General features: G+C 41.8%; 28 protein-coding genes and 1 tRNA gene. 9 read left to right on the top strand and 20 right to left on the bottom strand.

All coding sequences use genetic code 11. From position 1 onward, the window contains the following. Positions 1-152 precede the first annotated feature (152 nt). The 11 genes from ACP14Y_RS11615 to ACP14Y_RS11565 form a co-directional block, all read right to left on the bottom strand. Positions 153-707, bottom strand: coding sequence for a YfiT family bacillithiol transferase (locus ACP14Y_RS11615; RefSeq protein WP_424963128.1), 555 nt, complete (start codon positions 705-707; stop codon positions 153-155). Between the two features lie 10 nt (positions 708-717). Then, entirely contained in the window at positions 718-1,227 is a 510-nt protein-coding gene (locus ACP14Y_RS11610) for a DUF2480 family protein (RefSeq protein ID WP_424963127.1), read from the bottom strand. Positions 1,228-1,230: 3 nt separating this feature from the next. Further along, positions 1,231-1,911, bottom strand: a complete 681-nt coding sequence (tsaB, locus tag ACP14Y_RS11605; protein WP_424963126.1) for a tRNA (adenosine(37)-N6)-threonylcarbamoyltransferase complex dimerization subunit type 1 TsaB — start codon at positions 1,909-1,911, stop codon at positions 1,231-1,233. A 1-nt stretch (position 1,912) separates the two neighbouring features. Beyond that, positions 1,913-3,571 (bottom strand): S41 family peptidase, encoded by a 1,659-nt coding sequence (locus tag ACP14Y_RS11600; protein ID WP_424963125.1) that lies wholly within the window; start codon positions 3,569-3,571, stop codon positions 1,913-1,915. A gap of 6 nt (positions 3,572-3,577) precedes the next feature. Then, on the bottom strand, positions 3,578-3,958 hold the full coding sequence (gene rnpA, locus ACP14Y_RS11595) for a ribonuclease P protein component (protein WP_424963124.1): 381 nt from the start codon (positions 3,956-3,958) through the stop codon (positions 3,578-3,580). Between the two features lie 11 nt (positions 3,959-3,969). Next, positions 3,970-4,125 carry a 50S ribosomal protein L34 gene (gene rpmH, locus ACP14Y_RS11590; protein ID WP_349565211.1) on the bottom strand — a complete coding sequence of 52 codons (156 nt, stop codon included), beginning with the start codon at positions 4,123-4,125 and terminating at the stop codon, positions 3,970-3,972. Positions 4,126-4,217: 92 nt separating this feature from the next. Next, positions 4,218-6,287, bottom strand: coding sequence for an insulinase family protein (locus ACP14Y_RS11585; RefSeq protein WP_424963123.1), 2,070 nt, complete (start codon positions 6,285-6,287; stop codon positions 4,218-4,220). A gap of 21 nt (positions 6,288-6,308) precedes the next feature. After that, positions 6,309-7,658 (bottom strand): M16 family metallopeptidase, encoded by a 1,350-nt coding sequence (locus tag ACP14Y_RS11580; protein WP_424963122.1) that lies wholly within the window; start codon positions 7,656-7,658, stop codon positions 6,309-6,311. 42 nt (positions 7,659-7,700) lie between these two features. After that, positions 7,701-8,699, bottom strand: a complete 999-nt coding sequence (locus tag ACP14Y_RS11575) for an adenosine kinase (protein WP_424963121.1) — start codon at positions 8,697-8,699, stop codon at positions 7,701-7,703. Further along, positions 8,696-9,580, bottom strand: coding sequence for a glycerophosphodiester phosphodiesterase family protein (locus ACP14Y_RS11570; RefSeq protein WP_424963120.1), 885 nt, complete (start codon positions 9,578-9,580; stop codon positions 8,696-8,698). The genes ACP14Y_RS11575 and ACP14Y_RS11570 overlap by 4 nt, the downstream gene beginning before the upstream one ends. Next, positions 9,577-10,656 carry a hypothetical protein gene (locus tag ACP14Y_RS11565; RefSeq protein WP_424963119.1) on the bottom strand — a complete coding sequence of 360 codons (1,080 nt, stop codon included), beginning with the start codon at positions 10,654-10,656 and terminating at the stop codon, positions 9,577-9,579. The genes ACP14Y_RS11570 and ACP14Y_RS11565 overlap by 4 nt, the downstream gene beginning before the upstream one ends. Before the next feature lie 156 nt (positions 10,657-10,812). Between ACP14Y_RS11565 and ACP14Y_RS11560 the strand changes: the two genes are divergently transcribed. Beyond that, a complete protein-coding gene (locus tag ACP14Y_RS11560; protein WP_424963118.1) occupies positions 10,813-11,190 on the top strand; it encodes a hypothetical protein in 378 nt (125 codons plus the stop codon). A 52-nt stretch (positions 11,191-11,242) separates the two neighbouring features. Here ACP14Y_RS11560 and ACP14Y_RS11555 read toward each other — a convergent pair whose 3' ends face one another. From ACP14Y_RS11555 to ACP14Y_RS11535, 5 genes are all read right to left on the bottom strand, one after another. Next, on the bottom strand, positions 11,243-11,938 hold the full coding sequence (locus tag ACP14Y_RS11555; protein ID WP_424963117.1) for a hypothetical protein: 696 nt from the start codon (positions 11,936-11,938) through the stop codon (positions 11,243-11,245). A gap of 338 nt (positions 11,939-12,276) precedes the next feature. After that, complete coding sequence (locus tag ACP14Y_RS11550) at positions 12,277-14,076, bottom strand: OmpL47-type beta-barrel domain-containing protein (protein WP_424963116.1); 1,800 nt, start codon at positions 14,074-14,076, stop codon at positions 12,277-12,279. Between the two features lie 490 nt (positions 14,077-14,566). After that, positions 14,567-14,641 (bottom strand) — tRNA-Val (locus ACP14Y_RS11545). 66 nt (positions 14,642-14,707) lie between these two features. After that, positions 14,708-15,367, bottom strand: a complete 660-nt coding sequence (locus ACP14Y_RS11540) for a DUF2461 domain-containing protein (protein WP_424963115.1) — start codon at positions 15,365-15,367, stop codon at positions 14,708-14,710. Further along, on the bottom strand, positions 15,367-16,629 hold the full coding sequence (locus ACP14Y_RS11535; protein ID WP_424963114.1) for a UDP-N-acetylmuramoyl-tripeptide--D-alanyl-D-alanine ligase: 1,263 nt from the start codon (positions 16,627-16,629) through the stop codon (positions 15,367-15,369). Before ACP14Y_RS11535 ends, ACP14Y_RS11540 begins: the two co-directional genes overlap by 1 nt. A 49-nt stretch (positions 16,630-16,678) precedes the next feature. Between ACP14Y_RS11535 and ACP14Y_RS11530 the strand changes: the two genes are divergently transcribed. Then, complete coding sequence (locus ACP14Y_RS11530; RefSeq protein WP_424963113.1) at positions 16,679-16,864, top strand: hypothetical protein; 186 nt, start codon at positions 16,679-16,681, stop codon at positions 16,862-16,864. On the opposite strand, the gene recR is transcribed toward ACP14Y_RS11530, so the two are convergent. Further along, positions 16,865-17,473 (bottom strand): recombination mediator RecR, encoded by a 609-nt coding sequence (gene recR / locus ACP14Y_RS11525; protein WP_424963112.1) that lies wholly within the window; start codon positions 17,471-17,473, stop codon positions 16,865-16,867. 3 nt (positions 17,474-17,476) lie between these two features. Continuing rightward, complete coding sequence (locus ACP14Y_RS11520) at positions 17,477-17,764, bottom strand: ATP-dependent Clp protease adaptor ClpS (RefSeq protein ID WP_424963111.1); 288 nt, start codon at positions 17,762-17,764, stop codon at positions 17,477-17,479. Positions 17,765-17,851: 87 nt separating this feature from the next. On the opposite strand from ACP14Y_RS11520, the gene ACP14Y_RS11515 reads away from it, so the two are divergent. Further along, positions 17,852-19,294 carry a sodium:solute symporter gene (locus ACP14Y_RS11515; protein ID WP_424963110.1) on the top strand — a complete coding sequence of 481 codons (1,443 nt, stop codon included), beginning with the start codon at positions 17,852-17,854 and terminating at the stop codon, positions 19,292-19,294. Here the strand turns inward: ACP14Y_RS11515 and ACP14Y_RS11510 are convergent. Both ACP14Y_RS11510 and ACP14Y_RS11505 read right to left on the bottom strand, forming a co-directional pair. Next, positions 19,283-19,615, bottom strand: a complete 333-nt coding sequence (locus ACP14Y_RS11510) for an MGMT family protein (protein WP_424963109.1) — start codon at positions 19,613-19,615, stop codon at positions 19,283-19,285. The genes ACP14Y_RS11515 and ACP14Y_RS11510 overlap by 12 nt on opposite strands. 2 nt (positions 19,616-19,617) lie before the next feature. Next, positions 19,618-20,034: a hypothetical protein gene (locus ACP14Y_RS11505; protein ID WP_424963108.1), complete on the bottom strand. Its 417-nt coding sequence runs from the start codon at positions 20,032-20,034 to the stop codon at positions 19,618-19,620. A gap of 100 nt (positions 20,035-20,134) precedes the next feature. Between ACP14Y_RS11505 and ACP14Y_RS11500 the strand changes: the two genes are divergently transcribed. The 6 genes from ACP14Y_RS11500 to ACP14Y_RS11475 all read left to right on the top strand — a co-directional run bounded on the left by ACP14Y_RS11500 (position 20,135) and on the right by ACP14Y_RS11475 (position 26,038). Continuing rightward, positions 20,135-20,848, top strand: coding sequence for an ABC transporter ATP-binding protein (locus tag ACP14Y_RS11500; protein WP_424963107.1), 714 nt, complete (start codon positions 20,135-20,137; stop codon positions 20,846-20,848). Beyond that, positions 20,845-21,405 carry a cob(I)yrinic acid a,c-diamide adenosyltransferase gene (locus ACP14Y_RS11495; protein ID WP_424963106.1) on the top strand — a complete coding sequence of 187 codons (561 nt, stop codon included), beginning with the start codon at positions 20,845-20,847 and terminating at the stop codon, positions 21,403-21,405. The genes ACP14Y_RS11500 and ACP14Y_RS11495 overlap by 4 nt, the downstream gene beginning before the upstream one ends. Before the next feature lie 33 nt (positions 21,406-21,438). Then, positions 21,439-22,506 carry a branched-chain amino acid aminotransferase gene (locus tag ACP14Y_RS11490; RefSeq protein WP_424963105.1) on the top strand — a complete coding sequence of 356 codons (1,068 nt, stop codon included), beginning with the start codon at positions 21,439-21,441 and terminating at the stop codon, positions 22,504-22,506. A gap of 247 nt (positions 22,507-22,753) precedes the next feature. Then, a protein-coding gene (gene prfB, locus ACP14Y_RS11485) for a peptide chain release factor 2 (RefSeq protein ID WP_424963104.1) occupies positions 22,754-23,834 on the top strand; the annotation gives its coding sequence in 2 pieces (ribosomal slippage) (positions 22,754-22,813 and positions 22,815-23,834; 1,080 coding nt in all). 54 nt (positions 23,835-23,888) lie between these two features. Then, the gene (locus ACP14Y_RS11480) at positions 23,889-25,031 is read left to right on the top strand and encodes an MFS transporter (protein WP_424963103.1); all 1,143 of its coding nucleotides are present in this window, start codon (positions 23,889-23,891) and stop codon (positions 25,029-25,031) included. Between the two features lie 74 nt (positions 25,032-25,105). Then, a complete protein-coding gene (locus ACP14Y_RS11475) occupies positions 25,106-26,038 on the top strand; it encodes an NAD-dependent epimerase/dehydratase family protein (protein ID WP_424963102.1) in 933 nt (310 codons plus the stop codon). Positions 26,039-26,057: the final 19 nt, after the last annotated feature.

The raw sequence follows: 26,057 nt of genomic DNA, 5'->3' as shown, positions 1-26,057 counted from the left end.
TAAAAAGAGAGCCGCTCGGAGAAATCTGAGTGGCTTTTTTTTTGAATGTCAGCCGCCCTAAGTGGCGGAACGACTTCCATGGCTTGATAGTAGTTTTGTTCTTTACAATAAAGCAATCTTCTATTTGCCCCTCAAAAGGGGGAAAAATTATCTTATTTGACTTTTTCGGGAGTAAACTCCCCTTGCAGCTCAATGGCTTGCTTGATATGAGCAAGATGATGCCTGCAGTGCCAATCATAAAGTCCTAGCATCCACTCCAACGTCAATTGCTTTTCATATTCCGGATGGTAGAAAGTGCGTTTTTTATGCTCATCTTTTAAAGAATGGAGCAACATCACCCATCTTTTATGTAGGCCCTGCAGAATATCGATCGATTCGGTTATCTCTTCATTATCAGCATCCGCTGTTTTAGCCCAGGCTGTTTCATCGTACGTTTTAATCGTAGGGTTGTCTTCCGTTAAAATCAGCTTGAATCGAATAAAACTATTCATATGGCTATCTGCCAGGTGATGCACGATCTGTTTTACATTCCAGCTTCCCGGACGATATTGAAGCTCCAACTCATCATAGGATAGATTAACAACAAGCTTTTTCAATTTCTCTGGTAAAGACTCGATGGTGATAATCCACTGATTGAATATTTCTTCGGTGATTTCTGCCGGCGACTCGTACTTGCCAACAGGATATTTTAAAGCTTCTAAATCCACTCGTGTTAGGTTATTTTTTTCGTTTAAAGATAGGCACAGTACTGCAAGGCTCTCCATACATGAGACTGCTGACAATAGGAAAAAGTTTCTCGGTTATTTTAGTATAGGCGTATTCAATGTTGTTCACATCACCACAGCCCTTTATTACCACTTTTTTGTCCTTCAAGTCGGTCGATGAAATACATTTCTCAATAGCCTGATCTATAAGGGCTTTTTCAATGGCCTCCTCTCCTCCAAAGGTTACCGTATTGGCATGTTCGCTGATTTTCGTTACCAGGAGCATATATGCCCAGGTGGGAACAATCGCATCAGCTGTGCATACCAAACCAACATTTTTATCCGTATATACTGACCAATCATTTTCTTTCAGAAAGCTTCTAAAATCTTTTTCACGTAAAATCACCCCTTCGTAAAGGACGTCCTTTACGTCAAATATGGCGTACGGTCCTTTATGAAAATAATCCTCAAGATCTAACGAAACCAGTGGACTCTTGGCTACTCTGTTTACAATCTCATCCATTGGTTAGAGCAACTGTTTTTTAGGTGTTGTAGTTCGCCACTCCTTCAGATAATTTGGCTCAAAATAGGCCACATCTTCAAAATCTTCATTTTCAAACTTCTCTTGTGCCAGCCTCCCCATATTTTTTGCTTCGGGAAAAACATCTTCGATAAAGATTAAATTATCCTGACGGGCGATCTCTCTGAACTTCGGCATGCCATCACCAAAGAGATATACAGATTTTTCAAATTCACCGAAAGTGTCCTCCTCTAAAATCACAGGTTGGAGATCCCATATTTTCTTTCCTTCCTGATCTTCCATCTGGGTGTAGACCTCCATTCGACGGGCATCCATCATTGGACAGAGTAAATGATCTCCTAAAAACTTACCCCTCACCGCTTCCGTCATAATTTCCAGTGATGGAATGGCGATTAATGACTTTTTCAAGGTATAGCAAATTCCTTTGGCATTAGAGACACCAATTCGCAAGCCGGTATATGATCCCGGACCGGATGATACGGCAACTGCATCTAGATCATTGAAGTTAACTCCTATTTCCTTGCACACATCCAAAGCGATACCTGGCAAAAGAGATGAATGAGACTTTTCTACCTGATGAACCTGATCAGCTAAGAGCTCTCCGTCTTTATGAAGTGCTACAGAGCAAACCATGGTAGAAGTCTCTATGCTGAGAATTAAAGCCAATCTAGTTGGGATTTAGAATGGATTGATATTTCCCCGGGTCGTTCAGTACGGTAATGGCGGCCTGCACGTCCGGATCTCTTCCGAATGTGGACTCGATGATCCCTTTCTCATAAAAATATCGACCCGCGATTTCCTGCTCCAGCAACATTTTAATCTCTTCTTTAAAGGTTTCTAAATCCCTTTTCTGACTATGTTTTGTCGCAAGCTCCAGCTCATCAAAGTAGCTCTTCAGCTGACTATATTTTTTCTCCTCTTTAGCAATGTCAATGAGATTTTTGGTTTCTTTCTCAACACGTGTCACATAATCAAAATCACGCCCTGAAAGCCATTTTTTGAAATCCTCATAGTCAGCGTCTGAAAGTCGCAGCTCATCCGGCGATTCGGGATTCAAATCCTCATTTTTGTAAAAATATTCAGTGGCATAGTAAAATATATGATCGTTTTTCACCAGACTTTTTGTGATAGGTGCGAATTCGAGTTTTTCTACTTCCACATCTGGATCTATGCCCCCTCCATCATACACCTTTCTCCCATTCAGGGTATAAAATTCATTTTTCAGTGAATCAGGAATTTTGCCCACACTTCCATCTTCATTCCTATTGCTGTAATCAATGGCCTGAATACATCTGCCTGTTGGCGTGTAATACTTGGCAGTGGTGATCTTCACTACGGCATCATATGAAAGTGGTCGTTCAATTTGAACCAACCCCTTACCAAAAGTCTTTCTGCCAATCAAAACCCCACGATCATAATCCTGCATTACGCCAGAAACTATCTCAGACGCGGAGGCACTCCCATTGTCCGTTAGCACCACCACAGGTATATCTGAATCAACCGGATCGTTGAGCGTATTGTATGTCCAATCATTTGCTCTTACTTTTCCTTTTTGGGTTACAATTTTTCTACCCCTCTCCACGAAGACATTTGAAACATTGACCGCTTCGTGCAGCAATCCTCCCGGATTTCCTCGAAGATCAAGAATGATGCTTTCGGCACCCTGCTCCATGAGATCCAGTACTTTGATACCTACCGATCGGCCCACATTCTGGGTAAAACTGGTAAGCCTCACATAACCAATATTATCAGTGACCATACCTGCATATGGCACACTATCCACGGCGATTTTCTCGCGCTTGACATTCACGTCAAACATTTCCTCTTTCCCAAATCTTTTTACCGTCAATGTAATCTCAGAATTCGATTGTCCTTTCATCAAAAAGCGAACTTCTTCCTGAGATTTTCCTTCCAGTGCAATGCCATTAATCGCATGAATCTCATCTCCTGCTCTAAGACCAGCATCATAAGCAGCAAACCCTTCGTAAGGCATCACAATGGTGCTTACCCCATTTTTTCGTTCCACAACCGCTCCTATTCCTGAGTATTCTCCGGTAGTCATCATCCGATAGTTCTCTATATCATCGGCTGCTATATAATTAGTGTACGGATCAAGGGTTTCTAACATCTCATCAATCCCTGCCTGCATGAGGGTTGTGGGATTAATCTCATCAACATAATGTGTGTTTACCTCCTTAAAAAGGGTGGCGAAAATATCCAGGTTCTTCAGTATCTCGAAGTACCTGTCCGTTGGTGGCTTTACTGCTGCTACCAATAAAACCAAAGCCAAAATTGAAGGGAGGATGATTTTTACTTTTCTACTCATATCATATCATTCTGCATAGCTATTACCCAAACGTTCCAGACACTTAATTAGTTGAGCCTGGATGTTATCAAAGGTTAAAATGTGTTTTGAAAGATAAATGAAAGCGATGTAAAGGGCTGGTTTATCTTCAGCTTTGTCGATCAAATGCTTATTTAACCGGTAGGCCTCTCGAATGCGCCTTTTGAGTAGGTTTCTATCAACCGCACGTTTGAAGTTGCGCTTTGGGACAGAAATAAGGATTTGATTGTGACCCACCTCGCCGGATGGCAGGTGTCGTATTTGGAAGTCATCCAAATAAAAAGAGGAACCTTTTTTAAATAGTCCCTCAATTTTTTTCTTACCGGTAAGTCTCTCCTGTTTGGAAAAACAGTATTTAGAAAGGCCCATAGGCCATGGATTTACTTCTTATGGAGATCGTCAGAAACCGTAAGTCTCTTACGCCCTTTAGCTCTTCTTCTTGCAATCACAGATTGTCCATTCACACTCTCCATTCTCTTTCTGAATCCGTGCTTGTTTTTCTTCTTTCTTACTGAAGGTTGAAATGTCCTTTTCATAATTCTTTTCTTTCTCCCTTAAAAATGGAGGGCAAAGATAGATAAATCCTTGCCCTCTGTGCAAATTTTATGAGAAAATAAATATTCTATTGCTACTCCACTGTAAAGGTTCCTTCGGCTAATTCTTGATTGACTTTTATTTCATCAACAGTCATTGTGATTACTTGTGGGCCAACACTCTGAACCATTTTATGAGGGAACTTAACTCCACTAATCTCCTTGTAGTCAGAATAACTAATGGTCTGAGTAAACTGGCCTTGGGGTGTTTCAAGTACCTTGGAATACTTCACTTTCAAACCGCTTTCTGCATCAAAATAAACTGTATATGCACCGCCTTGTGGCAAGGTCACTGAAACTCCGTATGCATCTTTACCATTTATCTTTTCTACACTTTCTAACTTAAGTTCAGCACCTAGTTCTGATAGACCTAATTCACTAAATAAGGCGCCTGATATTATTTGCTCTTCTTTACTTTTATCATCCAGTGGAGCTTTATTACCCATTTGCATGACCACAGCTTCTTCACCATCAGACACACTAGCCATAGCAACCATTCCACCCATACTGATTTCTGTTTTTGACTTCATCCCTTTAGCTTGAATTTGAACTCCACTCAGGTTTTGTCCCATGGCTTGAACAGTCATTTTGGATGATACATTTTCAACAGAAGAGATAGCATTTTCACCACCTAATGCTTCTTTATAGTCAGCAATTACTTTCTGTGCGGTCAATCCATCTGGTAACTTCGCTAGTGAGGGATCCACCTCATTGCCGTAGGTATCATAGTATTTAAGCTCACCGAACTGCTTCAAACTTTCAGCTACCTCACTTGCCTTACCCACCACATTTATGTAGGCCTTTTCAGTATTGAGATATTTTTGCGCTGTTGCTTTTACGTCTTCGATGGTAACCGCCTGTACTTTCTGAAGATAGGTATTGTAGTAATCCGCAGGTAGGTTATAAACGGCGGTGTTTAATGCAAAATTTGCTACAGTTTGAGGCCTTTCCAGTGATTGCGAGAAACTACCTGAGATGGAATTCTTAGCTAGGTCAAGCTCCTCTTCGGTGATCTCACCATTTCTCATCTGCTCCATTTCATAGATCATCTGGACAATTGCGCTATCGGTCACTTCATTTCGTACTTCAGCATTGGCTGTAAATCGAGAAACCAACTCATCAGATGAAAGCGAAGAACGGCTACCATAGGTATATCCTTTGTCCTCTCTCAGGTTCATGTTTAGCTTACCGGAGAATCCACCACCCAGAATTTGGTTCATCACTCTTACTTTGATGGCATCCTCAGATCCAACCGGTAGTACTACCGGGTAGGTAATATTAATCACTGACTGAACCGATGCGGAACGATTTACAAGACCCACTTTGGTTTTTTCAGGGGCTTCTGGTGTTTCATATGTTGGTGCAGGAACCTCTCCTTCTTCCCAGCTGCCAAAATAGGTTTTCACCATTTTCTTCATCTGCTTTGGATCCACATCACCTACTATGGCCAAATAAGAGATATTAGGCTTGAAGTAAGTAGCATGATAGTTCTTCAGATCATCTACTGCGATATTATTTGTGGTCTCCTCAGTTTGGATCTCACCATACGGATGATCGTTACCATATACGATTGCCTGGTTTAGGTTACCCGCTATAGCATTTGGATCGTCTTTGGCAGACGCAAGCCCAGAAAGGGTCTGCTTTCTAATTTTTTCTAATTCCTCATCCGGGAAAGTAGGATTGAAAGCTACATCTGTCATTAGCTCAAGAATCTTTTCCTGGTACTTTGATAGCCCAGATGCAAACACATTCGTTGATCCGGCAAAAACAGACGCACCAATGAAATCAATTTCTTCATCCAGCTGCTCTTTTGTTCTTGTTTCGGTACCCCGCATCATCATTTGACCCACAATGCTCAGGTAGCCTACTTTGTCTTCTTCCAAAAGTGGTTCTCGATCAACTAAAAGATTGAAGCTTACTCGGGGAAGTTTATGATTTTCAATAATGAAGACTTTCAAGCCGTTCTTCAATTCAAAAGTTTCATAGTCGCCAATATTAATTGGTCTTGGGGTTGCCGGTTCAGGCAATTTGCTCCGATCCACCTGTGCAAAAGCACCTACCATTCCGATGGTCAGAACGAGGGTTAGTATATTTCTTAAGTTCATAATTTCTTTGCTTTTATAGGTTTATTGATCGTCTAGTTTTTCATCCTCAGGCTTTTGCTGTGCCGATTTCGGAAGGTAATACAGGGTCACCCGATTATCTGGAGTAAGGTATTTCTCAGCCACACGCTTTATATCCTCCTTGGTCACCGCCATGTATCGATCGATCTCACTATTGATCAGGTCAGCATCTCCATAGTATACGTGATAGTCTGCCAGGCTCTCCGCAATTCCTCTCACCGTACTGTTAGAGCTTACAAAATCATTCTCTATCTGATTTTGTAGTTTTTGAAACTCTCTGTCGCTAATATCTTCTGTCTTGACTCGTTCAATTTCAGCAATCATTGCTTCTTCCAACTCTTCAGGAGTATTTCCAACATTTACCAATCCGAGAGATACGAAAAGACCACCGTCTTCTAATGCAAATGGGAATGATCCTACAAATGCAGCAATCTCTTTGTTGTCCACAATTTCTTTCTGGAATCTTGAACTTTGTCCTCCTGAAAGCAGGGTGGTAAGCATCTGCATTGCATAGTAATCGTCAGATCCTTGCTCTGCCATACGGTAGGCTTGGAATACACCCGGAAGCTGAACATTGTCAAACACTTCCTCTCTCACTTCGCCTCCCAGGTCAGGAGCTTCTATTTCAGGGCGAGGGATGTCTTTGGTTCCTCTCGCAATTTCTCCAAAATATTTTTCTACCAATTCCTTTGTCTCCTCAATTTGGATATCACCTGCGATTGAAAGCGTTGCATTATTTGGCACATAGAACGTTTCGAAGAAATCTTTGAAGTCCTCTTCTGTTGCATTGTCTATGTCTTCAAATGAACCGATTGGTGTCCAGGAATAAGGAGTACCCTCATATGCCTTTCCAAAGATTTTCGCTTGAAATGACATATATGGTTGGTTGTCGATTCTTGTTCTTTTTTCCTCTTTCACCACTTCTTTCTGAGTAGCTACTCCGGTGCTGTCAATCTTCGCATGAAGCATTCGCTCAGACTCCATATATAGCCCCAACTCTAGCTGGTGTGATGGAAGTGTCTCGTAATAAAAGGTTCTGTCAAAAGACGTGTTTGCATTTAACTGACCACCGGCATTTTGAATGATTTTGAAGAACTCTCCTCTTGGTATATTGGGAGATCCCTCAAACATGAGGTGCTCAAAGAAGTGAGCAAATCCAGTTCTGCCATCCGGCTCATTTTTAGAGCCTACATGGTAAAGTACTGATACATTAACAATGGGAGTAGAATTGTCCTGGTGAAGGATCACATGTAATCCATTATCCAAGTCATACTCCACAAAATCAATTCGCCTCTCCTGAGCAGATGCTCCAAACACAGCGAACATTAGGAATAAGATTAGGGTGTTTCGCATATTTATCTAGGTTTAAAAAACAATATTAGGTATATAAAATCATTATCTGCCAATCTTCATTAAAACATCTTCCACGTGGTTCTTGCTAAGCCTTGGTCCAAACTTGCTTACAACAGCAGAGCTGGCGGCACTGGCTAGTTTTCCAGCCTCTGCATGAGACTGTCCATTCGTGATCGCGTAAAGAAACGCACCTGCAAACATGTCTCCTGCTCCTGTAGCGTCCACTGCCTTTGTCGGGAACGGTTCTATTTCATGGTAAGCTGCACCATCAAAAACCAGCGCTCCATCTTTCCCTTTTGTAATGACAAATTCTTTTGCCACTTTCTGAATTGCCTCTTTGGATGCTTCCATGCCTTCAACATCAGCAAAAAGCTCTGCCTCGTGAATATTGCAGAAAAGCAAATCAACACCATCACCCACCACCTCTTTCATCTGATCGTTGAAGTATTTGACCATTGAAGGGTCTGAAAAGGTAAGACCAACTTTCACATCATTTTCCTGAGCGATTCTCTTAGCTTCTTTCATAGCCTCCAGCCCCGTTGGTGAGGACACCAAAAAACCTTCCATAAAGAGATATTTAGAATTCTTTATTGCTTCTGCGCTTAGCTCATTTTTAGAAAAGTCTGTAGTGATACCCAGATATGTATTCATTGTTCGCTCAGCATCAGGCGTAATCATCACAAGACATTTCCCGGTAGTTCCTTGATGCAGGTTGTTTGGATCCAGGTTGGAATCAATCCCTGCCTTGATCAGGTCATTAGCATATAGCTCTCCATCGGAATCATTAGAAACCTTGCAGGTATAGTACCCTTTTCCACCAAACTCAGCCAGGCCAAAAATGGTATTGGCAGCAGACCCACCTCCCTGTTTCTTTTTGATTTTTCCCTGCACTCCCTCCAACAGCACACTCTGTCGCTCCTCATCCACCAATGTCATCAAGCCTTTTTCTACGCCATTTTCCTTAAAAAATTGATCTTCAACTTCAATCTCATAATCTACCAGCGCATTACCTATGGCGCATACATCGTACTTTTTGTTCATTTTTTCTTGGTTATTATCAGCGCCCGATCCGGATAGTCTGTGATGATCCCATCAACCTGCCAGGCCAGCACTTTGTTTATATCAAAAAAATCATTGACAGTCCAGGGAATAACTTTCATCCCAGCATTTTGAATATCTCTAACTTTTTCCTGCGAAAGTAATCGATAATAGGGTGAATAGACTTCAGGCTTGAATCCAAGCGAATCGATATTGGACGTCCAATCAAGTTCATTTTCTATAAGCAGTACCAGTTCAACCTCCGGATATGTGCGATTGAAGTATTGCAATGTTCGAAAATCAAAAGACTGAATCGTAACCCTATCGAGCAGATTTTTTTCTTTCAACAAATCATAAACCAAATCTGAGAACGCTTGAGGTGAAGGGTGGAAAACAGTGTCTGTCTCTTTCGTGGTTTTCAATTCGATGTTGTAACGAAGTGGTTCTAAACCCTTGTTTCTTGTAAAAGATTCGACGCTATCAATCACATCAGAGAGTAGTGGTTTAAAAGAAGGAATGCGCTTTTGTTCAGGGAAACCAGGGTTCCGGATCGTGCCACAATCGAATCGCATTATCTCTTCATAGGTCAGTTGAAACATATTTATGATTGAATCCTTTGGAATCGCAATTCCGTCACTATCCAAACAAAAATCGGATGAGAAAAATGGCTCATGACTTACTACAAGCTGACTATCTTTCGAAACGACAAGATCCAACTCGAGTGTTTTCACTCCCATGTCAGCTGCCAGGATAAAAGCTGGAATACTGTTTTCTGGGGCCAAACCCCTGGCTCCCCTGTGACCCTGAATATCAATAACATTTAATGCTTGATCCTTAGGCATACAGCTGGCCAGGATCAGACCCATCAGAACTAAATTTTTCATGCTAAAAACTCAATGCGAGTGAAAATATAATCGAGCGATTCCTCATTGATAACTATCCTATAGAAATCTGAATCACCCAACTGTTCGGGCTTGTACCCACTGCTTTTCAAATATTTCTTACTGGTCTTCTTATCAAACCAATGTACGAGACGAATTTTTCCATCTTCTATTTCCAGGCAGGTCATTCCCCTTTTACCTACCACACAGCCAGAATTGAACAGGCAGGGTATGTGGAAAAGCGTATTGTAGACATAGCTCTGAAAGCTGTGATCCTTATTCTCTTTGTAATATTTTTTAAGCTCCTTTTTGTGAGATTTGATCTCTTTCTTTATTTCATCGTGTGTCTCACTATCCGCCTTAGCATAATCTCTACATAGCTGCTCAATTTTGTATTTTAATCGTTCCACTTTATGCAGAGACTCAAATAATGGCCGGTGGGTATGACCAATAATAGATACCACTTTATTGAAGGAGGAAAAGCCATACACTCGCTTCTCGATCTTGTATTGCTTTTTACTGCTGTGCGAAACGGAATAACTCTTGATACCGAGGGGATTAGCAAAGTACTTCAAAGTAAATCCAATGAGCTCGTTGTGTTCCTGATATTTCTTGCTAGCCTGATGACCGTGAAAAACGAATAGACAGTGCTTACCAAATGATAGCCTTAGTGACTCATAAATCTTGTAATCAAATGGCAAATCCTTCATCAACTGAAGCTCAAGATCGTGATTGCCAATTGTCTTGAAGAGTGATCCTTTTGCATCAAAGGAATCAAAAAGGTCATAAACTTCCTTCCACTTGTGAATGATTTTCTTCAATTGAAACCGTTGCAATTCCTCAACATCTCCATTCAGAATAAGTGCATAATCTTTCTCAAGATAGTAATCCTGCAACGTTCTTGAAAAAAGACTGGCGTTTCGCTTAAAGTCATCGGTGGAGCCCCCATCCCCCATATGAAGATCAGAAAAGATTACCCACCTTTTTTTTGAATTGATATCAAGAACAGGGCTGTCTCCGTAAATTTTGTCCAGCTTTCTGTAAAGTGCTTTTGTGCTTATCTGATTCTTCCTGGTCATTGATCGATTTCTAAAGAAATCAAGCAGGCAATTTAGAAATTCTCCCCTCAATAGTGAGAGATGTTCGTTCACAAAATCCAAAAAGATAACATTTAGATAAACTGGCTATATATTCTTCTAAACCGGAAAGGATTTTTTCATAAACTGATTATTTTCGTGCATCACACATACCTAACTACCATGCCGGGATTTCAAAAGATTACTCACAAAGGAAAAGAGATTGTTTACGTTGATTATCGGGGACAATCCGAAGAGGAAATGCTAAAGACAGCATCTGACCTCAGAGATTTTCTACTCTCCGATCCGGGTGAACATCTTCGGCTCGTAAACATCACAGATACTCCTGCTACACGTAAGTTTACCGCTTTCATCCGTGAAATGGGAAAGGAAACCAAACATGTGCCAGTAAAAGGTGCGGTCGTTGGAATTACTGGTGCCAAGAAAGTGCTCCTCTCAGGGTATAACCGATTATTGGGTGGAGCTATGAGGCCTTTTGACGATGAGGAAATAGCGAAGGACTATTTGGTGAGCTAAAAAAAACCCGATGATTACTCACCGGGCTACTTCAAATAATTAATGCTTAACCCTATTTCAATAGTTTAAACTCAATCACTTCTTTCGATATGTTGTAAAAAGCATCGTATGCCCTCACTTCAATCTTAATAGTTTCTTCTTCGATTTTTGAAAGCACTTCTGACAAATCAATGGTATGCAAATCACTGCTTTCTATTTTCAGTCCATCGTTAATTTGATAGGACACTTTCTGCACATCAACTTTTTTATCTGCTACTTCTATCATGAGGGTTACACCCTCTGGAAAAACGGGGATGCCATTTTCAAACGATACAGGAGCATCATTAAAGGATGAATTTATATCAGGACCTTTTTTATCTACATAGATTACGTCTGACCGGATCTGTTCCTGATTACCTTGCTTATCTACACTATAGTAGAGCATTTTGTATTCCCCATCAGCCAAATCATGTGGCAACATCTGTCGCCCATCAGACTTCATGAATGGAAGATCGTCAACCTTGAAGTAGGTGGTTTCCAAACCGGATTCTTCTTCAATTATTTTGAACTTGATCCGTGTAGCAGGCCCATAGATGAAATCGCCAGTGTGCGTTCGAAGTAAATCTGTCCTGGGTGGATTAAGATCACTTTTCAGCGAAGTATCTGACAGAGAAGTCGCTGGACTATTTTCTAATGCTAGCTGAGCTGGTGAGCAAAAGCTGGTAAATAAGAAAATGAGGATAATTAGAATTTTTGGTGAGTTTTCCATACCCGATTTTTTAACTGATTGAAATTCGGAGCAAAGATGATGAATGAATGAGCGCAGATTTATCGGTATAAAAGAGGTATTTGAATTAGGTGATATGATTAGATACCAAGCAGTAAAAATTGATCGTAAAATTCATAACACGCTGATATGAAATAGGTTAGATACATCTAGTAATATCTATACTACCTGAGCCGATAAATTCATTTGGGAGAAATGGGATCACCAACCTCTACAGCCATGATTCAAAACAGCATTCCGGCAGCATTTCTTTCAAAAAAGAAAACCCTGACTCATTTCTGAATCAGGGTTCTAGTTAATATGAAGAGGAATTCAAATTCTTAATCTTCGATTTTAAATGCTATCACTTCTACTGTCTCGTTGCTTACCAGGTCTGTAGTCGTAATCTGCACATCATACGATTGGCCTCTTTTAAACGCTCTCTTTTCACTTATATCAATAGTCTTAGGACTACTGTAGTGCACCTCTTTCTGATCGTTGATTTGATATGATATGGTATTTGTTCCAGATTGATCGTCTGTTGCCCCAAGGAATAATCGAGTACCAGATGGGTAAACCGGAACACCATTTTCTACACCAATCGCTCTATTACTGAAATTATAAACGATTTCGGGTCCTTGCTTATCCAGGTAGAGGTCAATGCTTTTGGAATATTCCACATTATCTACCCGGTCTACAGATCTATACATCATGCCGTAGTACCCTTCGTTAGACAATGCAAAAGGTTTTTCATATTTGGAGAAGTCACTGCCGATCCCAGCGAATTCAATATAATTTAATCCTGAATTGGCATCAGATCCCACCAATTTTAATTTTGTGTCTTGGTTAACATAAAAACGATTAGCTACCTCGAAGTAATCGCCTAGAAACTCAATCTGAGTTGATGGACGAAGTGTGTCTACAAAAATCTTTTGCTTTTGGATTTGTTCTTCATTCGCTACCCTGTCTACTGCATTAAAGCTTACCTCGGTATTGCCATGATATTTTGGTAATGAAAAAGAGCTTTTATAAATCTCATCAGACGAGTTTCTAGATGTATAGCTAATTTCCTTAACCCCAGCTTTGTTGTCTTTAGCAGATAAGCTGATCTTCGAGCTGCCGGAAACATAAAGTAAATCACCATCTCGGAACGAAGAAGTTGCTTCTAGTGAAGTGACAGGAGCAATTTTATCCAGGTAGACATCCAACTCATTAAGCTCTTCACCATTATTTACATTGTCGACGCTGTAATAGGTCATTTTGTAATCTCCGTCCGCTAAAGAAGCTGGTAAATACTGCTGATCCTTAGTCTTAATATATGATTGGTCACCCAACTTAAAATAAGTAGCCTTAACTCCTGAATGCTCTTCCAAAACATCGAATTGAACTTCAGTCTTAGGTCCGAATACGTAATTCCCGTCTTTGGTTTTCACCAACTGTGTTTTTGGAGCGAGGTTGTCATAAATAAAACTGGTAGACTTGGGCTCAGAATAGTTATTCACATTATCAACCGAATAGAAGGTGAAGGAATAACCTCCTGATACTTTTCCTGAAAAGTCAGCATCTCCCAACTTCCATTCATTATTGTTAAGACTCCAGTAACTATTTTTCACACCTGACTGCTCATCCCAGTCGCTTAGTGAGATAGAAAGGTCTTTTCCATAATAAACCTTGGCGCCACTTCTATAAGAATCACTTGCACTAAAGTCCGCCTTTACCATTGGTGGTTTGCTGTCTGCATAAAGCTCCATCTCAACCTCTCGGAGTGGATAGACATATTCTTTTGACTCAGGATCTACAGCCCACTTTGTACGAATCAAATTCGGTCCCTCTGTATCCAAATACACCGGGGTAGCATCCTCAGGATGTTTTTGACTCTTCAGGTCATACGTTTTACCATTAGGAGTGGTGGAGAACTTTAGATAAATCGGCAAATTCTTATTGACATAAACCTTACTCGTTTTATCTACATATACTGTCTCAGCTTCTTTTGAAATTTGAGGTGGTGTATCAGTTTTCTTCTTAATCGCTTTTTCGTTCGATGGCTTTATTTGGCTGTCAACCATCGCATATTGAGCAAAAATATTTCCTGTTATAAAACAAGCTAAAACAGTAAGGAAAATTAAACGGGTGGATTTCATGTGCATTAAATTTGGTAGTTATAAATATTCACCAAAGATTATTTAAATCCATTAAGACAATAATTAGTGAAAACGACTAATGTTTTTAAGTAGAATACTTAATCAGATATAAGTAGGAATTTTAAAAAACAGCTATTGTGGATAGTGATCCACCATTCTTTGGGCTACTATTAGAAAGGTCAAAAATTTATTGTGTGCTTCCAGGCAACTCAAATTTCAATCATTCGAGATAGAAGTCCTTTTTGTAGTAGTGTCTCTGAGGGATTACTCATACACACCACCTTGCCGCACAACCCCTCGTGAATGCTGCGCATTTATCTCATACACACCACCTTGCCGCACAACCCCTCGTGAATGCTGCGCATTTATCTCATACACACCGCCTTGCCGCATCACCTCTCGTGAACCTTCAGTTTCGAACCATGGGTTCTCATCCCTCTAAAAAATGCATAAAAAAACCTCAATCGACTGGATTGAGGTTTAAATGATGTGGGCTCTGAGGGATTCGAACCCCCGACCCTCTGGGTGTAAACCAGATGCTCTGAACCAACTGAGCTAAGAGCCCCTCCTTAAAAGGACTGCAAATTTAGTACGCTTTATTTTTCGTGCAAGGCCTAAGTGAAAAATAATTTTAGTCCAGTGCTTTTGCCAAAAATTGGTTGAATGGATATAGTACCTTGAAGTCACTGGCTACTTTATTCGCAAAGTCTTTAGAGACTACTTCTTTATCTGTGGCTTTTCGCATAAATACATAATGCTTAAGCTGAAGCAACTCAATATGCTCATGGTCTTTTGGATAGCCTTTTGGAGCTGTTTTCAAACTGTCTGCAGAATGGTCTTCCGGATAAACACCTTTAAAGGCACTATTCTCAATAATCGCTTTCAGCTCCTTCCCATTGTAATCGATCTCCTGCCTCACTTTTTGTAAGGTTTCTGAGGGTGGCTGGTAGATGCCTCCGCCTAAAAAGTTATTTCCGGGCTGAATATGCATGTAGTAACCAGGTCTTCCCGACTTTTTGCCTCCCTCCACTAGGAAGGCTCCAAAGTTGGTTTTGTACGGATCTTTATTCTTGCTAAAGCGAATGTCTCGATTGATTCGAAACAGGCATTTTTTAGGTTCAAGTGTACTGATAGCCGGATCGAAAGCTGATGTTTTAGTTATCACTTGATTGACCAGCTCAATGACATTCTCTTTGGCCTGCAGATATCTTTTCTTGTTGTCATCCATCCACTCTTTGTGATTGTTATTTGTCAGATCTTTAAGAAAATCGAGGGTGAATTGTAAATCCATTATCCAATGCTTTTAAGTATTGTTTCTAATTTGACCGAACGGGATGCCTTTAAAAGGACAGTTGAGTTTTTAAAATCCGAGCCTTTTAAATGCTGCTCCAACTCTTCCTTGGTCTTAAAATGAAATTGTGGGTCTGCAACCCATCCAAATTTCTGACCAACTGTCAACACCTGATCTATTCCTACCTTCCTTGCATAAGTCAGAACTTCCATGTGCTGAGAATTAGCATTTTCTATTTCATTCATGTCTCCCAAAATAGCAATTGTACTGTCCTTTTGCTCCGCCAGATTTTCAAGAGCAACTTTCATCGAATCCGGATTAGCATTATACGCATCTAATATAATAGTAGTCGTTCCTTTTTTGATGATCTGAGAACGTGCGTTATCCGGCTCATAAGTGGCAATTGCATTCAGAATATCGTCATCGGCTACTTCAAAAAAACGACCAATCGCTACTGCAGCTGCCATGTTAGAGAAATTGTACCTGCCCACCACATTGGTTTCCTTTTCATTCGTTCCTAGCTGGACGCTCAAAAAAGGAGATGAGGATAGTAATTTAAAATCAGATGGAGGATAAACAACGGGAGACTCAAAGCGCTTCGCCATATTTGAAAGCACCGAGTCGTTCTTATTAATAAATGCTGTGCCTCCATTTTTCCTGATAAAATCAAATAGCTCGCTCTTCCCACGAATCACCCCCTCAATTCCACCAAAAGTCTCCGTGTGTGCTCGTCCAATGTTGGTGATCAAACCATGAGTAGGTCTCGCAACTTCACAATAACCAGCAATCTCACCAACATGATTCGCACCCATTTCAATAATCGCAATTTCCACTTGTGGATGGATATGCAAAAGCGTGAGAGGCACGCCTATGTGATTGTTGTAATTGCCCTTCGTGGCATGCACAATGTGGTTTTCAGAAAGCACACGACTAATCAGTTCTTTTGTAGTGGTTTTGCCATTGGATCCGGTGATACCCAAAACAGGCCGTTTAAATCTTGACCGATGGAACTTCGCCAACTCCTGCAACGCCTCCAATCCATCCTCAGCCAGAATGATCCGGTCATCGGTTACATATTGCTCATCATCAACCACAGCATATGCGGCTCCTTTTTCCAATGCCTCCATGGCAAATTTGTTCGCATTGAAATTTGGTCCGCTGATTGCAAAAAATAGATTGTCCTTTTCTATCGTTCGAGTATCTATCGATACCCCGTCACTCAAAAGAAATCTCGAATAAAGAAATTCAATAAAATCACCCATTGTGGCAAAAATATCCTGAACCGAGCGAACAGACCTGTATATTTACTTTATGAATTTGAAAGGCATGAGAATGTTGGCGTTTGCAGGAATTTTACTCGCACTTTTCCTCAGCGTCTGGTATCTGGTAAAAACCTACAATGAAGGGAATCCAAGATGGATTTATCTGATACTGACTTTTGGTATCGCTGTGCTTTTATCTCAGAATTTGAGGGGTGGTGGACGCAGAAAGGATTAACTATTCTTCGCTGAATAAGGTTCTTGTTGCAATGCTTCTTCCTAGTGTTACTTCGTCTGCAAACTCTAATTCACTTCCTACTGGAATACCTCTTGCAATCGTGGTGACCTTAATGCCAAATTCTTTGAGCAATTTGGTGATGTAATAGGAAGTGGTATCTCCCTCCATGGTGGCGCTAAGTGCTAGGATCACTTCTTTGATTTGGTCATCATTTTTAATCCGATTGATTAGTGAATCTATATTCACATTTTCCGGGCCTATTCCATCCATGGGGGAGATCCTCCCTCCCAAAACATGAAAGAGACCGTTATACTGCCCTGTATTTCTGATTGCCAATACATCCGGGGTATCTTCCACCACACAAATGACTGAGGTGTCTCTGTATGCACTTTGACAGGTGCATTCTTCTGTATCAGCAATAATGTGGCATGTATTGCAGTATTTGATATTCTCCCGTAGTTCTTTCAGGGCACCAGACAGGTCCGTTGTAGCATTCTCAGGCTGTTTCAGTAAATGCAACGCAAGGCGAAGGGCAGTTTTCTTTCCGATTCCAGGCAATCGAGAGATTTCCTCAACTGCACGCTCTACCAACTGAGATGGATATTCCATGTATTAAACGATAGAGGCCTTTATGCCCGCGTCAGTGATCCCTTCTCTCATAGGCTTCAATTCCTCGTATGCCCCCTTCTTCACAGAACACTTGCCTTTATAATGAATCAGGAAGGTACACTGCTCAGCCTGGTGAATGTCATGCTTGCACACCTTCACCAGCGTATTGATCACATGATCGAACGTGTTAAAATCATCATTATAAACCATGAGATCACGTAAACTCTCGCTTCCGATATCTTCACCGGTCTTTACCTCTTCCTCAATCGCTATATCAAAATCCGTACTCATATCTCTTGATTTGCACACAAAATTAATAATTGCATCACAACCAAACTTGATGTGTAATTTGCAATCGCATTTAATACTACTAACACCATGAATCCAATTTTCGTTGGCTCCATCGTACTCGGATATTTCATTTTACTCATAGGTATCTCCTGGCTCACCTCCAAAAACGGAAAACCAACCGATTTCTATACCGCCAGTCGAGAATCAAAATGGTATTTGGTGGCTTTTGGAATGATCGGCGCATCACTTTCAGGAGTGACGTTTATCTCAGTTCCAGGGGAAGTTGCCAATTCCAACTTCTATTACTTCCAGGTAGTGTTGGGCTATTTGGTCGGTTATTTTGTGATAGCTAAGGTTTTACTTCCGCTATATTATCGACTAAACCTTGTTTCTATATACACTTATCTGGAGCAGCGTTTCGGGTTTTGGTCATATAAATCTGGTGCGTTCTTCTTTTTGATTAGTCGGGTTATCGGAGCAAGTTTCAGGCTATTTCTGGTAGCAGGAGTTTTGCAAATAGCTTTCTTCGATGCGTATGAGCTGCCATTCTGGATATCGGTGCTGACCACTATTATTCTGATCTGGCTCTACACCTTTAAAGGTGGTATCAAAACGATCGTCTGGACGGATACCCTTCAGACCACCTTCATGCTGGTAGCGGTGGTTGTTAGTATTCTATTTATCAAGAATGAACTTTCCTGGACCTGGACTGAGCTCACTTCCAGTCTCTTTCAGGATGAACGTTCCACCATTTTCAATTGGGACTGGCAGAGCGGACGGAACTTCTTCAAACAATTTTTTAGTGGAGCATTTATCGCCATAGTAATGACAGGCCTTGATCAGGACATGATGCAGAAAAATCTGACCTGTAAGAATATCGGTGAAGCCCAAAAAAATGTGTTCTGGTTCTGTGTAATCCTGGTAATTGTCAATTTCCTATTTCTGAGCCTGGGAGTGTTGCTTTATCAATACGCTGAGATTGGAGGGATTATCATTCCGGAAAGGTCTGATAACCTATTCCCGTCGCTTGCGGTCAATGAGTTCTCTACTATCGGAACGATCACCTTCCTTCTGGGGATTACTGCCGCAGCTTACTCCAGCGCAGACTCTGCGCTTACGGCATTAACAACTTCCTTTTGCGTGGATTTTCTTGGCTTCAAAAAAGAAAATTATGAGGCGAAGAAAACACTCAGAAAAGTCGTTCACCTGGGATTTTCATTTGTTTTATTTATTGTCATCCTCATTTTTCAGGCCATCAATGATGAGAGTGTGATCAATTCCATTTTTATAGCCGCTGGCTATACATACGGTCCGCTTCTTGGCCTTTTCACCTTTGGAATATTCACAAAATGGGACGTGAAAGATCGTTTCGTTCCAATAGTTTGTATGGCATCACCAGCATTGAGCTACATTATCAACATAAACTCTGAAGCTCTACTCAATGGATACAAGTTTGGTTTTGAGATTTTGATTCTGAATGGGCTGATTATGTTCCTTGGATTGATACTGATTCGAAGGTTAAAGCCCTAACTCCGTCATAGGGTCCCAGAAGTGTTGCTCAAAATCTATGATTTGATCATTATTCACCCTGATTCCCTCAGCCTCAAGTAGCTCTTTCATTCGAGTTGAAGTTTGAAAATGATTTTTTCCGGTAAGCACTCCGATGCGATTAACCACCCGATGTGCAGGAACATCATGTTTAGTTACCGCGCCGTTCATTGCCCAACCAACCACACGAGCAGAGCGAGCAACGCCTAGATATTTAGCGATAGCGCCATAGCTGGTCACACGCCCTTTAGGAATAAGTTTAGCTACCTCATAGACATCCTGAAAGAAACTCTCTTTGTCCATGATCAATCCAACTTTGTAACCTCACATTCTTCAAGGATATAGAAAAGGTGAAGGGGGTTATCATCATTGAGTCTAAGCTTTCCAGTGACTCGTACACGTTCATCTGTGTACCTGAATTCGCGATCGGAATAGACCTCCACAACCGTCTCAGGACCTGCTGCTCCGCAAAAGAAGCAACTTTGATAAGGGAAACGGGAAAGCACGAAATAGTCCTGATCGGCTTCCTGCTGAAGGGGGATAATAAACCCTTCAAGGGTCAGCTCTTTCCCTTCCCGTAATTTTAGTTGTTCAGGAAATTTAGGTTGTTCAACTTCGGCACCCATAAAGTCATCGTACCCCATTACAATCTCTACGGAGGAAAGCAATTCCCAGCCGGAAAGCTGTGGGGCAAACAAAAGACTTAAAAATATTGTCAACATAGTGTGTAACATTATTCGAACCAAAGCTATCTAAAAAACGTGTTAGTGTCTTGCTAAGGCATCTCTATATTTTTTTACTTTAGCCGAACATAAGAAAAGTATGAGCAGTATCATTTCGACTTCTGAGATTTCAAAAAAATATGTCATGGGCAGTGAGATCATCATGGCTCTGAAATCCATTTCAATTAACATCAATAAAGGCGAGTACGTCTCCTTTATGGGTCCTTCCGGATCAGGTAAGTCTACGCTAATGAACATCATTGGGTGCCTGGATACACCGACTGATGGAACTTATGTACTAAACGATCATGACGTAAGTGATCTGACAGAAAACGAATTAGCTGAAATCAGAAATAAAGAAATTGGGTTCGTATTCCAAACATTTAACCTATTGCCCAGAGCCTCTGCTTTGGAAAATGTAGCGCTTCCACTTGTCTATGCTGGATATAATGCAGCAGAAAGAGAAGAAAAGGCATTAGCTGCATTAGCAGGGGTTGGATTGGAAGACAGGGCTTACCATAAGCCAAATGAGCTTTCAGGAGGGCAAAGACAAAGAGTAGCAATCGCACGAGCGTTGGTAAATGATCCTTCGATCATTCTTGCCGATGAACCAACCGGTAATCTCGATTCCAAAACTTCATACGATATCATGGACCTTTTTCAGGAGCTGCATGACAAAGGAAACACCATTATTATGGTAACACATGAAGAAGACATAGCGGAATATTCGCATAGAATAGTTCGCTTGAGAGACGGGTTGATTGAATCTGATGAGGTGAATAAAAATGTACGAACTTCACGAGTACCTGCATGAGTGCTAAACTCTATACAAAAACCGGTGACAAAGGACAGACTTCATTATTAGGAGGAAAAAAAGTTTCCAAAGCTGATCTTCGCATCGATGCATATGGAAATGTAGACGAACTCAATGCCTTCATTGGTCATCTCAAGGATCATGAGGCGGTAGAGAATCGTCTTAAGCAGCAACTTTATTGGGTTCAGGAACACTTATTTTCCATTGGCAGTATTTTGGCCACTGAATCTGATTTTAAAGGTTTTGAACTCCCACAAGTAACCCAGACCGAAGTACAGCAGCTAGAAGTTTGGATCGATAAATTTGATGGTGAAGTACCGCCGCTCAAGAACTTCATTTTGCCAGGCGGTCATCCGGCTGTATCGCTTGCCCACATCTGCCGGACAGTATGTCGCAGAACCGAACGGAGCATCATTTCGTTAGCTAATCATGAGCCAGTAGATGAGTCAATATTGCAGTTCATGAATAGATTGTCTGATTATTTGTTCATCTTTGCGCGCGCAATCGGCCACATATTGGGTGTAAAGGAAGTACCCTGGGCACCCGGGACTGATTGAAATAAACCTCATTTCAACCCAAATTATAAGTAAATGACTGAGACGTTGGACATCCAAATCACAGAATCAAGCCAATCCAGATTATCCGAAATCGATTTCGACAATCTTGCTTTCGGAAAGACCTTTTCTGACCACATGTTTGTGGCAGATTATAAAAATGGTGAGTGGACAGATTTGAGAATCACCCCGTATCAGAATCTTTCGATCAGCCCCGCCAATGCAACTCTGCACTATGCGCAAAGTATTTTTGAAGGACTAAAAGCACATAAAAGTGAAAACGGCGATATATTGGTTTTCCGTCCGGAGGCAAACGCTCAGCGGATGATCAAAAGTGCTGAACGTATGTGCATGCCTCCAGTACCCGAAGAGCTTTTTATGGAATCCATTGAAGCATTGGTTTCGCTAGATAAAAACTGGGTGCCAAACAAGCCAGGTACTTCACTCTATATCAGACCTTTTCAGTTTGCAGATGACCCATTCATTGGTGTTCGACCATCTGAAACATATAAATTCATTGTTTTGACAGGACCCGTTGGAGGTTACTACTCTGAGCCGGTGAAAGTGAAAATTGAAAAACATTTTACCCGGGCATCCAAAGGAGGTGTAGGATCTGCAAAAACCGCAGGCAACTACGCTGCTTCCCTTTATCCCGCAAAGCAGGCACAAGCACAGGGATATCACCAGTTGGTGTGGACCGACGGAAAAAATCATGAATTCATTGAAGAGTCAGGTACCATGAACATCATGTTCGTGATCAACGACACCTTGATTACTCCACCAACTTCTGATTCCATCCTGCCCGGCATCACACGTGAAAGTGCACTGATCCTGGCAAGAGATTGGGGATTGAACGTAGAAGAGCGAGCAATTACTGTGACGGAGGTAGTTGATGCCATTGAGAAAGGGACATTAACTGAAGCTTTTGGTATCGGAACTGCGGCAACTGTCTCTCACATTGCCGTAATTGGATATGAAGGCACAGACTATGAGCTACCACCAATTGAAAGCCGCACCATCTCCAACCGGCTCCTTGATGCCCTGACAGGCATCAAAATGGGCACGGAAGAGGATAAGTATGGTTGGATCAAGAAGATTGGGTGATTTAATTCACTGCACAAGAACTCCCCTCCTTGGAGGGGCTGGGGGTGGGTTATTTAATCTATGAATTTTAAATACCTAAAATGACCCAAAACAATCATTTTCAGAAACCCACTTCTTACTCTCCTCCCAAGTGGAGACTTAAAGCCATTGTTTTTGGTCATTTTATTATTCTTAATCTGATATTCAGATTATTCATTGAATCCTAGAAGACTACCATTATCTTCGCCACTGCAATTTTTAGCATGTTATGACAACAGACGAATTGAAAGATTTAAAGGCTCGTGTTAATGCCTTGAGGGGGTATCTTTGACTATGACGGTCGGAAGAAAAACCTCGAAGAATTAGAACTTGTTACTGCCCAGCCCGACTTCTGGAACAACCCTGACGAAGCGGAAAAAACCATGAAAAAAATTCAGCTACTCAAAGGCTGGACTGAAAGCTACGAAGAAGTAGAGACTGCTCTCGGTGATGTAGAAACCTTGTTTGAATTCAACCAGGAGGGAGAAGCCTCGGATGAAGAATTGGCTGAGGCGTACGAAGCAGCATCTAAACTCCTGGAAGACCTGGAGCTGAAGAAAATGCTCAGCGAAGAAGAAGATCAACTTTCTGCGATGCTGCAGATTACTCCAGGAGCCGGAGGTACCGAAAGCAACGACTGGGCGGGCATCCTCATGCGGATGTACATCATGTGGGGAGAAGCCAACGGGTATAAGGTACGTGAGGTAGACTATCAGGCCGGTGATGTAGCAGGAGTAAAATCCGTCACCCTCGAATTTGACGGACCTATGGCCTATGGCTACTTGAAATCCGAGAATGGCGTTCATCGATTAGTTCGTATCTCTCCTTTTGACAGTGGTGGAAGAAGACACACCTCTTTTGCCTCAGTATATGTGTATCCGGTAGCCGATGACTCCATTGAAATAGATATTAACCCTTCCGATGTTGAACTGCACACCTCTCGCTCTGGTGGTGCCGGCGGACAGAACGTAAATAAGGTAGAGACCAAAGTGCAGCTGACACATAAGCCAACGGGCATTGTGGTAGTATGTCAGGTGGAGCGATCACAACTGGCCAACCGGGAAAGAGCTATGCAGATGTTGAAGTCCCAGCTCTACCAGATGGAGATCGAGAAGCGAAACAAAGAGCGGGATAAAATTGAAGCAGGGAAAAAAGCCATTGATTTTGGATCGCAAATCCGGAATTATGTGTTGCACCCCTATAAACTCATCAAAGACGCCAGAACCGGCTATGAGCGAACGGACGTGCAAAACGTATTGGATGGGGATTTAAACGATTATATCAAGGCTTATTTGCTTCGTGAGGAGTAGGTTCGATAAGCTAACCTAAAGATTCCCGCCTGCGCGGGAATGACGTAGTAACATATGAAAAAATACTCGCTTAACTTCTGGCTCCTCTCCTTAAGTTCCTTTCTGTTTTTTGGCTCATTCAACATGGTGCTACCCGAGCTACCGGACTTCATGCGGACATTTGGAGGAGAGAATTACATTGGGCTTCACATCACCTTTTTTACACTAACAGCACTGATTTCACGTCCATTCAGTGGCAAGCTGACCGACACCTGGGGACGACTTCCGGTAATGATCTTCGGGTGCGTGGTTACTGCTGTGGTATCGCTTTTCTATCCGTTTTTCCTGAACATCTACGCCTTCTTGTTTATTCGCTTTTTGCATGGATTCTCTACTGGCTTCAAGCCAACTGGTACAGCTGCATATGTTGCGGACATAGTTCCAATAGAGCGCCGGGGTGAAGGGATGGGTATTCTCAGTTTCTTTGGCATGACGGGAATGGGTATTGGGAACTACGTGGGTGGAGTCATTGCCATACACTATAACATCAATGTGCTTTTTTATAGCAGTGCTGGAGTGGCCATCCTTTCTGTACTCACGATCATGGGTATGAAGGAAACATTGGAAAACAAGCAACGATTTTCAGGTAGTTTGCTAAAAATCAAGAAAGAAGACATTTATGAGCCTACAGTCTTAGTACCAACCATTGTAATGATGCTTGTAACCTTCTCGTTTGGTGCTGCTTTAACACTTGCTCCTGATTTGAGTGTGCACTTAGGCATTGCCAATAAAGGGCTGTTCTTCTCCTATTTTACAATCACCTCTCTCATCTCACGTGTAGTGGGTGGACGACTCTCTGATGAGTTTGGACGAAGGAAAGTATTGATTGCAGCCATGCTGATTGTCGCGACAGGCTCTGTATATATTGGTTTCTCTTCGTCACCGTTTCACCTGTTCACAGGTGCACTGATCTTCGGGGCTGGCTATGGTCTTTCTTCTCCAGCACTGTTTGCCTGGGCAGCAGATTTAGCACCGGATAAATTTCGTGGAAGAGGATTTTCAACGCTTTTCATGGCACTAGAGATTGGGATAGGGATGGGTGCGCTGCTTGCTGGCCAGATTTACAACGGAAACCCTGCTAACTTTCCAGTGGTCTTCGCTGGATGTGGAAGCTTGGCGTTTTTAGCTTTTGTGTATCTGCTGTTTAAAGGGAAGTGAGACTCTCTCACTCGACAAAGCGTAAAATCAATATCTTTAGTGATGAGAGTGACTTCAACTGAAAATCATCCATCATGCAAACCATATTAGGCGCCAATGGCATCATCGGTGAGGAACTGGTCAAAGAGCTCAAAGCAAAATATACCTCTGACATCCGGATCGTGGGGAGAAACCCGAAGAAGATCAATGAAAGTGATACGCTGCACAAAGCGGACTTACTAAAGCCGGATGAGGTCAAAGAGGCGGTCAAGGGTTCAGACATTGTTTTCCTCACGGTAGGCCTTCCCTACAACTCAAAAATCTGGCTAAGAGACTGGGAACCATTGATGGAAAATGTCATCAGAGCCTGCATGGAATACAACGCCAAGCTGGTCTACTTTGACAATACCTACGCCTACCCACAAGATGCAATAGAGCAAACCGAAGAAACTCCCATGACATCCACAGGGAAAAAGGGTATCGCTCGGGCAACCGCCGCAAAGCTGATGCTGAAGGCCATGGAGGAGAAAAAAATTGAAGGAGCGATATGCAGAGCGCCGGAATTTTACGGACCGGGCAAAACCAAAGCCTTTACCAATGCGCTCGTTTTTGAGAGCTTAAAGACTGGAAAAAAACCGAAAATATTTCTGAGGGATGATGTATTGCGAACGCTGATCTACACCCCGGATGCCGGTAAGGCCATGGCGCTGATCGGGAATACACTCGATGCGTACGGCACCACCTGGCACCTGCCATGTGACGACAATAGATTGACATACAGGGAATTTATTGAGGAAATCTCTACCCAATTGGGCAGAAATATTGATTACATGGTACTCAAACCATGGCTGATCAACATCCTTGCACTGTTCAATACCAACCTGAAAGAAACCAAGGAATTGCTCCCGCGATATGCCATCGACAACCTGTTTATCTCGGATAAATTCAAAAAGGTCTTTCCTGATTTCAAAGTGACCACCTACAAAGAGGGGATCAAGGCTATTCTGGACGATTACGTTATATCGTAGACAAAACGATTCATCTGGC

Origin of the sequence: Ekhidna sp., assembly GCF_965247405.1 — a bacterium.
Lineage (GTDB): Bacteria > Bacteroidota > Bacteroidia > Cytophagales > Cyclobacteriaceae > Ekhidna.
This window is presented reverse-complemented; position numbering and strand designations above follow the sequence as displayed.